We start from the raw sequence: 10,697 nt of genomic DNA on the forward strand, positions 1-10,697 counted from the left end.
CCCTCAGTCCTGCAGCACCCAGGTGTCCTTGGTGCCTCCGCCCTGGCTGGAGTTCACCACCAGGGATCCCTTTTTCAGCGCCACGCGGGTCAGCCCACCCGGCGTGATGTTGATCCCCCTTGGGCTGACCAGGACGTAGGGCCGCAGGTCCACGTGGCGGGGCGACAGGCCCTTGTTGGTGAAGATCGGCACCGTCGACAGGCACAGGGTGGGCTGGGCGATGTAGTTGCTCGGCCGGGCCTCCAGCTTGCGGCGGAACTCGGCCAGCTCCTTCCTCGAGGCGGCGGGACCGATCAGCATGCCGTAGCCGCCCGATCCGTGCACCTCCTTGACCACCAGTTCGTCGAGATGGTCCAGCACGTAGGCGAGCGAGTCCTTTTCCGAGCAGCGCCAGGTCGGCACGTTCTCCAGCAGTGCGGGTTCGCCGGTGTAGAACTCGACGATTTCCGGCATGTAGCTGTAGACCGCCTTGTCGTCGGCGATGCCGGTGCCGGGCGCATTGGCGATGGTCAGCCGGCCGGCGCGGTAGACGTCCATGATCCCCGGCACGCCCAGCGCGCTTTCGGGATTGAAGGTCAGCGGATCGAGATAATCATCGTCCACCCGGCGATAGAGCACGTCGATGGGCTTGTACCCCTGGGTCGTGCGCATCGCGAGGTGGCCGTCGACCACCCGCAGGTCATGGCCTTCGACCAGTTCGACGCCCATCTCGTCAGCGAGAAAGCTGTGTTCGAAATAGGCGGAATTGTAGATGCCGGGCGTCAACACACCGACCGTGGGCTTGCGGTCCAGCCCCTCGGGCGCGCATGCCGCCAGCGAGTTCAGCAGGTCCGTCGGGTAGGTGGAGACCGGCTGCACCCGGTTCTCCGAGAACAGCTCGGGGAACATCTGCAGCATGGTTTCGCGGTTTTCCAGCATGTAGCTGACGCCGGAGGGCGTGCGCGCGTTGTCTTCGAGCACATAGAACTGGTCCGGCCCGGTGCGGACCAGGTCGATGCCGACGATGTGCGTGTAGACGTTGCCCGGCGGCTTGACCCCGATCATCTCGGGCAGGAAGGCGATGTTGCGGCTGATCATGCGTTCAGGCAGGCGGCCGGCCTTCACGATCTCCTGGCCGTGGTAGATGTCGTAGAGAAAGGCGTTGATCGCCCGCACCCGCTGTTCGATGCCGCGTGACAGTTTCTGCCATTCGCGCCCCGAGATGATCCGCGGAATGATGTCGAAGGGGATCAGGCGTTCCTCGGCTTCGGCGCGGCCGTAGACGTTGAAGGTGATGCCGGTCAGGCGGAAGAGGTCCTCGGCCTCGCGCTGCTTGGCGCGCAGCCGCTTGGGGTCCTCGCCGCCGAACCAGGCATCGAAGGGCTGGTAGGGTTCCCGGATCGCGCCCGGCTCCGTGCCCCACATCTCGTCGAAATTTGTCTGGTCGCTCATTCCCGCGTGCCCGTTACCGCAGCCTTGTCCGACTGCCTGTCGCGATCAGGCTAGCGGTGTGCGACGGGGCATGCAATGTCGGCGACGGCCAGCGCATCCGATCGCCGGGGTTGTGTGCTCAAGTCCTGTGCAGGGTTGCGCGCGGACAGGGGGGCCTGCCCGCCCGCGTCCGTCAGGACATGCCCAGCGCGGCCTTGTACATCTCGAGCACCGCCTCTTCTTCGGCGATGTCGTCGGCGTCGCGCTTGCGCAGGGCGATCACCTTGCGCATCACCTTGGTGTCGTAGCCGCGGCCCTTGGCCTCGGCCATGACTTCCTTGATCTGCTCGGCGATGTCCCGTTTTTCCTCTTCCAGGCGCTCGACGCGCTCGATGAAGGATTTGAGCTCGCCCGCGGCGACCCCGTAGTTGTCCGAAGATGTGTCCTGCATGCTCTGCCTCTTTGACCTCGTGACCGGTGAAGCCCTTCGATACCCCAAGCCGCGCCGCGCCATCAAGGGCGCTTGCGACGGACACGCGGGGGGTTGCGCGGCGGGCCGCGGGGCGCTAGGCGCGGGCTGCATCCGAAGGCAGGGGGACAAGACGATGGCGGCATTGATCTGGGGTGGCGCAGCGGTGTCGCTGGCGGGACTGGCCGGGCTTGTCTGGTGCATCGTCCGGGTCTGGAAGGCGCGCCGCGCCCGGCTGCCGGACGAGGAACTGCGCGAGGTGGTGCGCAAGGTGGTGCCGCTGAACATGGGCGCGCTGATGCTGTCGGTCATCGGGCTGATGATGGTGATCCTGGGGATCTTCCTGGGCTGATCGCTGTTTCGCCGGAGGCAGGGGGCGCTGCCCCCGCCGCGCTGCGCGCGACTCCCCCGGAGGTATTTCGACAGAGAAGAAGCCCCGGCGCGCGCTCAGCCGGCCAGCCGCGTCTCCGTGTCGGCCGGTCTGAAGTCCGGGCCCAGCGCCGCCTGCACCTCGGCCTCGTCCGGCTGGGACCAGGCTGCGCCGGGGGCGACAAAGCCGGCCGCGACCAGGGCCGCCTGCATCGCCGGGAAATCCGGCTCGCCGATCGCGAGGCGCCGACGGACCTGGCCCGCGGGCATCCAACTGCGGCGCAGGGTCTCGATCCAGACCGGGGCACGTCCGGTAAAGCTTTCGATGTGGGAGGAGATGTGCTGTGTCGCGCCCGAGCGGCGGCGCAGGATCATCGCCACCCGCTGGTCGGGGCGCCCGACGAAGGCATAGAGGTGCAGCGCGGAGCCTTCGGCGGCCACGATCTCGCGCGCGGCCTTGTAGCGGGCGACTTGCACCTCCAGCGGGTGGGCCTGGGGGTGGAAGATCTCGTACCCTTCGGCGGCGAGGCGCTCCTCCAGCCGTTCCTCGCCCAGCAGCGCACCGCGGTTTGGTCCCAGCCTCGACCGCGAGATGTAAAGCCGCTCCGGACCTTCGGGCGCGATGTCCTGGCCGAAGCGTAGCGCCATGGCGGCGATGAACCGGTCGGTGCCGCGGCTGATCTGGCCCAGGCCAAAGCCCTGGCCCGGCACGATCAACTCGTCGGGCACGCAGGGCGTGCGGGCTTCGCGGATGGGGAGATCACAGCCCATGAGCCGCAGGAAGTCGCGCTGGAAGCCGGGCAGCGGCTCGTCGAGCAGGGGATTCTTGGGCGTGAAGAGAATGCCGTCGAAGTCCTTTTGGGACAGGTGTTCCAGCGCCCAGAGCCGGGTCACGCTTTCGGTCACGAAGTGCGGGAAGTAGCGCCAGAGCACGCCGCCCCAGAGCCAGCGCCCGGGCAGCCGTTCGGCCTGTGCGGGCTTGTCGGGGGTGGGGGTGAGCAGGCGGCCGTTGCGCCAGGTCGTCGCGTGGGGAACGATATTGCCCTCGGCGGTCAGCACGCCGGAGGGCTGAACATGGGCGCGCCTGGTGGGCGGCACGACCACCGGCTGCCGCAGCCGGGCGATCTGGACCGACCAGCCGCCCGAGGGGTTGGGCGCCTCGAGCCGCGTCACCGCGCGGGTGCAGGTCCAGACGAAGCGGGTCGAGACCTTGTCAACCTGCCGGAACCCCAGCGCGCGCAGCCGGTCCTTGCAGGTCTTGGTGCCCTCGGTGCCGTAGACCTTCGGGTGCAGTTCGATGACCACCGCGCGGATGCCTTGCAGCCGGGTCTGGGTCAGCAGTTCCAGTTCGCCGCCTTCGATGTCGATGATCAGCACGTCGGGTCGGAACTCTGCCAGCACCGCGTCGAAATCGGCGGTGGGCACCTCCACGGGGCGGGTTTCGCGGTTGTCGACGTCGATCAGAGACGACCCGAGAAAGGAGTTCCGCAGATGAAAGGTGCGGGTCGGGGGCCGGTCCGGCCCGGCCGTCAGCACCGCGTGGCGTACCTCGATACGGTCGCCCAGGTCGTTGGCGGCATGCAGGGCGCGGATGTGCGGGATCAGCTCGGGGTTGGCCTCATAGGACAGCACGGCGGAGGGCCGGGCGCGCGCCGCGATGACCGCGCCGACCACGCCAAGCCCGGCGCCCAGTTCCAGCACGCGGTCGCCGGGACGGACCACCGCCAGCGCACCGGCGATCTCGTCGGCCTCGTAGCGGCCTTCGGCGATGCGCCGCTGCCGCGTCTCGGTCAGAAAGGGCGATGCCGGTATGCCAACGCCGTGGCAGGTCACCGCCGCCTCGCATTCATCCATCACGGTCCGCCCGTCCTGTCCCGTCCAATCGTGGTTAGCGTGGCAGTCATTTGTGTTAACAATATGTTGACGGTGCGGCTCCGGCCAGACCCTTTGGCGATCGCGGTAAATGTGCCGATCCGGAGGATGCGTCATGCCGCACACTGGACCCCGGGTGGGGAATTCGCCATACAGGGCCGCAAGTGACACGAGGAGTCGTCCATGGGCATGCTCAACACCCTTCTGCGCGCCGTGACCTGGTGGAATGGCGCCACGCTCAACACCCTGATCTACACCAGCCGCAAAGGCGTGAAGGTCGGCGAGGACGAGCAGGGCAACGCCTTTTACCAGACCCGCGACGGCAAGCGGCGCTGGGTGATCTTCAACGGCGAGGCCGAGGCCAGCCGGGTCAGCCCGGATTGGCACGGCTGGCTGCACCACACCTTCGATGACCTGCCAACCGACCGGCCGCTGCCGCGCAAATCCTGGGAAAAGCCCCACGTGGAAAACCTGACCGGCACGGCTCTGGCCTATGCGCCGGCCGGCTCGATCCGCCGCGCGGCCCCGGCAGAGCGCCGCGATTACGAGGCCTGGTCGCCGGAATGACCCATTCGATGGCGGAAGTTGCCGTTGGCGGCGCCGTCCTGGCCGCCGCCATCGCCTTTGGCGCCTATACCGTGCAGAGCACCGGCTTTGCGCTGGGCGCGACCGGCTACGAGTTGCGCGCCTCGTTCCGGTCGATCGAGGGGGTCAGCGTCGGCACCGACGTAAGGCTGGCCGGCGTCAAGGTGGGCACCGTGACCGGCGTCACCCTGAACACCGAGACGTACCGTGCCGATACCGTGGTGGTCGTGGACGACGGGGTGCTGGTGCCGGACGACAGCGTGATCGCCATCGCGTCCGAGGGCCTGCTGGGCGGCAACTTTGTCGAGATTTCGCCGGGCGGGTCGCTGTTCTACTACGAGGCGGGCGAAGAGATCCTGGACACCCAAGGGGCGGTAAGCCTGCTGAACCTGCTGCTCAAGTATGTGGGCGGAGGCAGCGAGGAATGAGGGCGCTGGCGGTCGGCGCGGTGCTGGCGCTTGTGCTGGCGGGGCCGGGCGTGGCGCAGGAGGCGGTGCAGGCAGGCAGCGGCGCCGTGCTTCGGGCGCTGGACAAGCTGAACGCCAAGGTCAGCGACCTGACGTTGCAGAACGGCGAGTCTTCGGTGATGGGCCTGATGGAGGTCCAGTTGCAGGAATGCCGCTATCCGCAGGACGACCCCACCGGCAACGCCTATGCCTTTCTCACCATCCGCGAGGCGGGCGTGGCGCGGCCGGTGTTCAGCGGCTGGATGGTCGCCGCCTCTCCGGCGCTGAACCCGCTGGACCACCCGCGCTACGACGTCTGGGTGCTGCGCTGCACGGGGCTTCCGACCGGATCGAACTGAAGTCAGCCTTTGCCGCGTGACGAGGCGGCATTGCGGGCCACGATCTCGGCGCCGGAAGTGGCCAACGGTTGCGCGAGGATATCGGCCTCCCGCGCCAGGGCTTCGGCCAACTGCCTGCGATAGTCCTGCCGGGTGATCTCGACCGCGCCGAGGCTCGCCAGGTGCGGCGTCAGGAATTGCGTGTCGAACAGGGTGAAGCCGGTGCGCCGCAGGTGGTCCACCAGCCAGGCCAGCGCGATCTTGGACGCGTCCGTCCGGCGCGAGAACATCGACTCGCCGCAGTAAGCCGCGCCGACCGTCACGCCGTAGACCCCGCCGACCAGCGCGCCGTCCATCCAGACTTCGAGCGAATGCGCGTGCCCCTGGACGTGCAGCGCGTGGTACAGCGCGCGGATCTCGGCGTTGATCCAGGTTTCCTGGCGCTCGGCGCAGCCGTCGATCACCCCCAGGAAATCCGCGTTCAATGTCGCCGAGTAGCCGCCGCGCCGCAACCTGCGGGCCAGGCTGCGCGAGATGTGAAACCCGTCCAGCGGCAGCACCCCACGCCGACGCGGATCGACCCAGAAGATTTCCGGGTCGTCGCGCCGTTCCGCCATGGGAAAGATGCCGGTGCGGTACGCGTGAAGCAGGAGGTCAGGGGTGACGGACATCGGATCAGGACAGACGACTTGTGCAGGGTGGCCGGAGTGTTTCGCCCGCGCGACCCCGCCCCGGCCGTGCGCCGGGGCCACCGGCCTGGACAGAGGTCCCGGCGCAAGGCCGGGGCGCGATGCGCCCGTTCATTCCAGTCCGCCGGCCTCCAGCCATTTTTCCAGCCAGTGGATGTTGTAGGCGCCGGTGTGGATGTCCTTTTCCCGCAACAGCGCGTGGAACAGCGGCACGGTGGTGTCGATGCCGTCCACGATCAATTCGCCCAGCGCGCGGTTCAGCCGGGCCAGCGCCTCGGGGCGGTCGCGGCCGTGCACGATCAGCTTGGCGATCAGGCTGTCGTAGTAGGGCGGGATGCGGTAGCCGTCATACAGCGCCGAGTCCATCCGCACGCCGAGGCCGCCCGGCGCATGGAAATGCGAGATCTTGCCGGGAGAAGGCCGGAACTGCGGCAGCTTTTCCGCGTTGATGCGCACCTCGATGGCGTGGCCGTTGATCTTCAGGTCCTCCTGCGAGAACGACAGCGGCAGCCCGGCGGCCACACGGATCTGTTCACGCACCAGGTCGACGCCAAAGATCGCCTCGGTCACCGGGTGTTCAACCTGGAGGCGGGTGTTCATCTCGATGAAGTAGAACTCGCCGTCCTCATAGAGGAACTCGATGGTGCCCGCGCCGCGATAGCCCATCTTGGCGATGGCATTGGCGCAGATCGTGCCGATGCGGCTGCGTTCCTCGGGGGTGATGCTGGGGCCGGGGGCCTCTTCGAACACCTTCTGGTGGCGGCGCTGGAGCGAACAGTCGCGTTCGCCCAGGTGGACACCGCCACCCTTGCCGTCGCCAAAGACCTGGATCTCGATGTGGCGCGGACGCTGGAGGTACTTCTCGATGTAGACCTCGTCGTTGCCAAAGGCGCTCTTGGCCTCGGCGCGGGCGGTCTGAAAGGCGCGCTCCATCTCGTCTTCGGTGCGGGCCACCTTCATGCCGCGCCCGCCGCCGCCGGCGGTGGCCTTGACGATGACCGGGTAGCCAAAGCTGGCGCCGATCTTCCTGGCGTCCTCGACGCTGGCCACGCCGCCTTCGGAGCCGGGGACGACGGGGATGCCCAGCGCCTTGGCGGTCTCCTTGGCGGTGATCTTGTCGCCCATCGTGCGGATGTGCTCGGCCGAGGGGCCGATGAAGGTCAGGTCATGATCCTCGACGATCTGCACAAACCGGGCGTTTTCCGACAGGAAGCCGTAACCCGGGTGGATCGCCGTGGCGCCGGTGACCTCGCAGGCGGAGATGATCGCCGGGATCGACAGGTAGCTGTCGGGCGAAGGCGCGGGCCCGATGCAGATGGTCTCGTCCGCCATGCGCACGTGCATGGCGTCGGCGTCGGCGGTGGAATGCACCGCGACCGAGGGAATGCCCATCTCGCGGCAGGCGCGGATGACGCGCAACGCGATCTCGCCCCGGTTGGCGATGAGGATCTTGTCAAACATCGGCTTACTCGAGGATCACGAGCGGGGCGCCGTATTCCACCGGCGCACCGTCTTCGACGAGGATGCGCTTGACCGTGCCACTGCGCGGGGCCGGGATGTGGTTCATGGTCTTCATCGCCTCGACGATCAGCAGCGTGTCGCCTTCCTTGACCTGCTTGCCGACCGCGATGAAGGGATCCGCGCCCGGCTCGCCCTGCATGTAGACGGTGCCCACCATGGGCGAGGTCACGGCGCCGGGATGCGCGGCGGGGTCCTCGGGCATTTCCGCGGCCGGCGCGGCTGCCGGCGCGGGCGCGGCGGCCGGAGCGGGGGCGGCGTAGTGCGGCATCATCTGCGCGGGCGCCTGCGCGGCCACGGTGACCTGCTTGCTGATGCGGACCTGAAGGCTGTCGTCGTCGCCGTATTCGCGCATGACCTCGAGTTCGGTCAGGTCGTTTTCATTGAGAAGTTCCGCCAGGGCCTTGATGAAGGCCACGTCTGCCTCGGTCTTCTTGTCGCTCATGCCATCCTCGCCATGTCATCGGTCCCCTTGCCTGCCTGCAGGCGGGGCGTGCGAGGCTTATAGGGGAAGGCGCGGGCGGTGAAAAGCGATGCTGAACAGCTTTGCGCGGCGGCGCGGTTGCAGGGGCCCTCGGCCGGGCCTAGCATCCCGCCGGGGGAGGAGCGGACATGAACATCTCGACCTGGCTGGCGCGGGTGGCGCAGCTGACGCCGGAGCGCCCGGCGCTGCACCTGGGCAGGGACCTCGTGGCCGACTACGGCCAGTTCCACGCATCGACGCTGCGGCTGGCGGCGGGACTGGTGGCGCGCGGGGTTGCGCCGGGGGACCGGGTGGGCCTGTTCATGAAGAACGTCCCCGACTACCTGGTGGCGCAGTACGGCGCCTGGTACGCCGGGGCGGCCGTGGTGCCGATCAACGCCAAGCTGCATCCGCGCGAGGTGGATTTCATCCTGGAAAACTCGGGGGCTTCGCTGGTCTTTGCCACGCCGGACCTTGCGCCGGATCTCGCCGAGGTCACGCAGGTCCCGGTGATCGAAAGCGGCGCGGCGGCGTGGGCTGCGCTGCTGGACACCCCGCCTATCGCAGCGCCGGTGCATCGTGCACCCGACGATCTGGCCTGGCTGTTCTACACCTCCGGCACCACGGGCCGGCCCAAGGGGGTGATCATCACGCACCGGATGCTGACGATCGTGTCGCTGTGCTACCAGACCGACTGCGAGCTGGTGCGCGCCGAGGACGCTGCCCTTTACGCCGCACCGCTCAGCCATGGCGCGGGGCTGTACAACATGATGCACGTGCGCGCCGGGGCGCGGCATGTCTTTCCACCCTCCGGCGGCTTTGACGAGGGCGAGGTGCTGGACCTGGCCGAGGCCTTTGGCGGCGCACACATGTTCATGGCGCCGACCATGGTGCAGCGCCTGGCGCGGTTTGCCAGGGCATCGGGGCGGCGCGGCGAGGGGCTGCGCACGATCGTCTATGCCGGCGGACCGATGTACAACGCCGACATCATCGCGGCGGTGGACCAGTTCGGCCCGGTCTTCGTGCAGATCTACGGGCAGGGCGAATGCCCGATGGGCATCACGGCGCTGTCGCGCCATGACGTCACGGACCGGACGCACCCGCGCTGGCGCGAACGGCTCGGCTCGGTCGGGCGGGCGCAATCGGCGGTCGAGGTGCGCATCGCGGGCGAGGACGGAGAGACCCTGCCGCCCGGCACGGTGGGCGAGATATGCGTGCGCGGCGACATCGTCATGCCCGGCTACTGGCAGAACCCGGAGGCCACGGCCAGGACGCTGAAGGACGGCTGGCTCTGGACCGGCGACATGGGCGAGATGGACGCCGGGGGTTATGTCACGCTCAAGGACCGCTCCAGGGACCTGATCATCTCCGGCGGCACCAACATCTACCCGCGCGAGGTCGAGGAGGCGCTGCTCGAGCACCCATCGGTGCTCGAGGTCGCGGTGGTCGGCCGCCCGCACCCCGAATGGGGTGAGGAAGTGGTCGCCTTCGTCGTCAGCGACGGTCCGCTGGATCCGGCGGCACTGGACGCGCATTGCCTGGACCGCATCGCGCGCTTCAAGCGACCCAAGAGCTATGTTGCCGTGCCGGCGCTGCCCAAGAACAACTACGGCAAGGTGTTGAAGACCGATCTGCGCGCCGGTTTTTCCGGCGAGGGCGGATCGGCCCCCTGAGCGGCGCGGGGCATTGGTTCGGCCTTGGGATCGGTCTCGGCGGGACTTGTCTGGTGCGCGGGCTGTCCTGCTTCAACCCTGGTCGTGGGCGGAGCAGGCTCCGGTTCTTGAGCCGCGTCCGGCTTGGGCGCCTGGGCGTCCAGCATCCGGCTGATGGTGATCTGCATGATCGAGGGCGGCGCCGCATGGGTGCTGGGATCCGGTTCGCCGTTGACGGCGCGCCAGAACTGGGTAGGTGCCTGACCGTCCTTCAGCCGCGCCTCGGGGTTGCGGGCGTCGGCGATGGGTTTGACGCGCATTCGGTCACCGCGGTCGGCTTGCGGCTCGGGCAACCCGTGCGGGTGGCCCGTGACCTGCGGTGCGGTCAGCAACGGGGAAACTGACATAGGCATTTGGCTGCTCCGTCCAGAGCGCCCCCAACTTGTCCAACATACCACGTCCCGCGGCGATGATCAGCGGGTTGGCTTCAATTGTGTCCAGATTCTCGGCGCTTCCGCCGGGCCGTGATCACAGTCTTCGTGTTCATGATCGAAGGGGAAAACCTGGCCGGTGATCTCTCCGGGGCCATCCACGACCTCTACGGGCTGAAAATCTTCGACCGCATCGCCACCTCGGCGGACCGGCCTTGGACGCGCCGCCGGGCTCGGCACCCGAAACGAAGCCAGCCGCCGGGACGTCCGGCGGCTGGCATGTCCGATTGCGGTCGTTCTCGGGCCGCAGGCGTCACCGGTTCATGCGGTTTTCGATGAGGTCTTCGACGACGGAGGGGTCGGCGAGGGTCGAGGTGTCGCCGAGGGCGCCGTAGTCGTTTTCGGCGATCTTGCGCAGGATGCGGCGCATGATCTTGCCCGAGCGGGTCTTGGGC

12 protein-coding genes are annotated in these 10,697 nt (G+C 68.2%); 5 read left to right on the forward strand and 7 right to left on the reverse strand.

What is annotated here, in order from left to right; genetic code table 11:
• Positions 1-3: 3 nt before the first annotated feature.
• Both MAA8898_RS18490 and MAA8898_RS18495 read right to left on the reverse strand, forming a co-directional pair.
• Positions 4-1,431 carry a circularly permuted type 2 ATP-grasp protein gene (locus MAA8898_RS18490; protein ID WP_094022508.1) on the reverse strand — a complete coding sequence of 476 codons (1,428 nt, stop codon included), beginning with the start codon at positions 1,429-1,431 and terminating at the stop codon, positions 4-6.
• Between the two features lie 172 nt (positions 1,432-1,603).
• A complete protein-coding gene (locus MAA8898_RS18495; RefSeq protein WP_094022509.1) occupies positions 1,604-1,861 on the reverse strand; it encodes a DUF2312 domain-containing protein in 258 nt (85 codons plus the stop codon).
• Positions 1,862-2,015: 154 nt separating this feature from the next.
• On the opposite strand from MAA8898_RS18495, the gene MAA8898_RS18500 reads away from it, so the two are divergent.
• Complete coding sequence (locus MAA8898_RS18500) at positions 2,016-2,231, forward strand: hypothetical protein (RefSeq protein WP_094022510.1); 216 nt, start codon at positions 2,016-2,018, stop codon at positions 2,229-2,231.
• A 95-nt stretch (positions 2,232-2,326) separates the two neighbouring features.
• On the opposite strand, the gene MAA8898_RS18505 is transcribed toward MAA8898_RS18500, so the two are convergent.
• Positions 2,327-4,102: an FkbM family methyltransferase gene (locus MAA8898_RS18505; RefSeq protein WP_094022511.1), complete on the reverse strand. Its 1,776-nt coding sequence runs from the start codon at positions 4,100-4,102 to the stop codon at positions 2,327-2,329.
• 201 nt (positions 4,103-4,303) lie between these two features.
• On the opposite strand from MAA8898_RS18505, the gene MAA8898_RS18510 reads away from it, so the two are divergent.
• From MAA8898_RS18510 to MAA8898_RS18520, 3 genes are read left to right on the forward strand one after another with little or no spacing between them, the layout of a single operon-like run.
• Positions 4,304-4,687: an NADH:ubiquinone oxidoreductase subunit NDUFA12 gene (locus MAA8898_RS18510; RefSeq protein ID WP_094022512.1), complete on the forward strand. Its 384-nt coding sequence runs from the start codon at positions 4,304-4,306 to the stop codon at positions 4,685-4,687.
• On the forward strand, positions 4,684-5,133 hold the full coding sequence (mlaD, locus tag MAA8898_RS18515; RefSeq protein WP_094022513.1) for an outer membrane lipid asymmetry maintenance protein MlaD: 450 nt from the start codon (positions 4,684-4,686) through the stop codon (positions 5,131-5,133). The genes MAA8898_RS18510 and mlaD overlap by 4 nt, the downstream gene beginning before the upstream one ends.
• Positions 5,130-5,510 carry a DUF2155 domain-containing protein gene (locus MAA8898_RS18520; RefSeq protein ID WP_094022514.1) on the forward strand — a complete coding sequence of 127 codons (381 nt, stop codon included), beginning with the start codon at positions 5,130-5,132 and terminating at the stop codon, positions 5,508-5,510. Before mlaD ends, MAA8898_RS18520 begins: the two co-directional genes overlap by 4 nt.
• A 2-nt stretch (positions 5,511-5,512) precedes the next feature.
• On the opposite strand, the gene aat is transcribed toward MAA8898_RS18520, so the two are convergent.
• From aat to accB, 3 genes are all read right to left on the reverse strand, one after another.
• Positions 5,513-6,160 (reverse strand): leucyl/phenylalanyl-tRNA--protein transferase, encoded by a 648-nt coding sequence (gene aat / locus MAA8898_RS18525; RefSeq protein WP_094022515.1) that lies wholly within the window; start codon positions 6,158-6,160, stop codon positions 5,513-5,515.
• 129 nt (positions 6,161-6,289) lie between these two features.
• Entirely contained in the window at positions 6,290-7,639 is a 1,350-nt protein-coding gene (accC, locus tag MAA8898_RS18530; RefSeq protein WP_094022516.1) for an acetyl-CoA carboxylase biotin carboxylase subunit, read from the reverse strand.
• A gap of 4 nt (positions 7,640-7,643) precedes the next feature.
• Entirely contained in the window at positions 7,644-8,141 is a 498-nt protein-coding gene (gene accB, locus MAA8898_RS18535; RefSeq protein WP_094022517.1) for an acetyl-CoA carboxylase biotin carboxyl carrier protein, read from the reverse strand.
• 167 nt (positions 8,142-8,308) lie between these two features.
• On the opposite strand from accB, the gene MAA8898_RS18540 reads away from it, so the two are divergent.
• Positions 8,309-9,832 carry a class I adenylate-forming enzyme family protein gene (locus MAA8898_RS18540; protein ID WP_094022518.1) on the forward strand — a complete coding sequence of 508 codons (1,524 nt, stop codon included), beginning with the start codon at positions 8,309-8,311 and terminating at the stop codon, positions 9,830-9,832.
• On the opposite strand, the gene MAA8898_RS25890 is transcribed toward MAA8898_RS18540, so the two are convergent.
• Entirely contained in the window at positions 9,766-10,131 is a 366-nt protein-coding gene (locus tag MAA8898_RS25890) for a hypothetical protein (RefSeq protein WP_141194889.1), read from the reverse strand. The genes MAA8898_RS18540 and MAA8898_RS25890 overlap by 67 nt on opposite strands.
• Positions 10,132-10,697: the final 566 nt, after the last annotated feature.

This window comes from Antarctobacter aquimaris (assembly GCF_900184945.1).
Lineage (GTDB): Bacteria > Pseudomonadota > Alphaproteobacteria > Rhodobacterales > Rhodobacteraceae > Maliponia > Maliponia aquimaris.

Coding starts and splice junctions, on each gene's coding strand:
- MAA8898_RS18505 (WP_094022511.1), bottom strand. CDS start 4,102: ATGGATGAATGCGAGGCGGCGGTGACCTGCCACGGCGTTGGCATACCG.
- MAA8898_RS18500 (WP_094022510.1), top strand. CDS start 2,016: ATGGCGGCATTGATCTGGGGTGGCGCAGCGGTGTCGCTGGCGGGACTG.
- mlaD (WP_094022513.1), top strand. CDS start 4,684: ATGACCCATTCGATGGCGGAAGTTGCCGTTGGCGGCGCCGTCCTGGCC.
- MAA8898_RS18510 (WP_094022512.1), top strand. CDS start 4,304: ATGGGCATGCTCAACACCCTTCTGCGCGCCGTGACCTGGTGGAATGGC.
- MAA8898_RS18495 (WP_094022509.1), bottom strand. CDS start 1,861: ATGCAGGACACATCTTCGGACAACTACGGGGTCGCCGCGGGCGAGCTC.
- MAA8898_RS18520 (WP_094022514.1), top strand. CDS start 5,130: ATGAGGGCGCTGGCGGTCGGCGCGGTGCTGGCGCTTGTGCTGGCGGGG.
- accB (WP_094022517.1), bottom strand. CDS start 8,141: ATGAGCGACAAGAAGACCGAGGCAGACGTGGCCTTCATCAAGGCCCTG.
- accC (WP_094022516.1), bottom strand. CDS start 7,639: ATGTTTGACAAGATCCTCATCGCCAACCGGGGCGAGATCGCGTTGCGC.
- MAA8898_RS18490 (WP_094022508.1), bottom strand. CDS start 1,431: ATGAGCGACCAGACAAATTTCGACGAGATGTGGGGCACGGAGCCGGGC.
- aat (WP_094022515.1), bottom strand. CDS start 6,160: ATGTCCGTCACCCCTGACCTCCTGCTTCACGCGTACCGCACCGGCATC.
- MAA8898_RS25890 (WP_141194889.1), bottom strand. CDS start 10,131: ATGCGCGTCAAACCCATCGCCGACGCCCGCAACCCCGAGGCGCGGCTG.
- MAA8898_RS18540 (WP_094022518.1), top strand. CDS start 8,309: ATGAACATCTCGACCTGGCTGGCGCGGGTGGCGCAGCTGACGCCGGAG.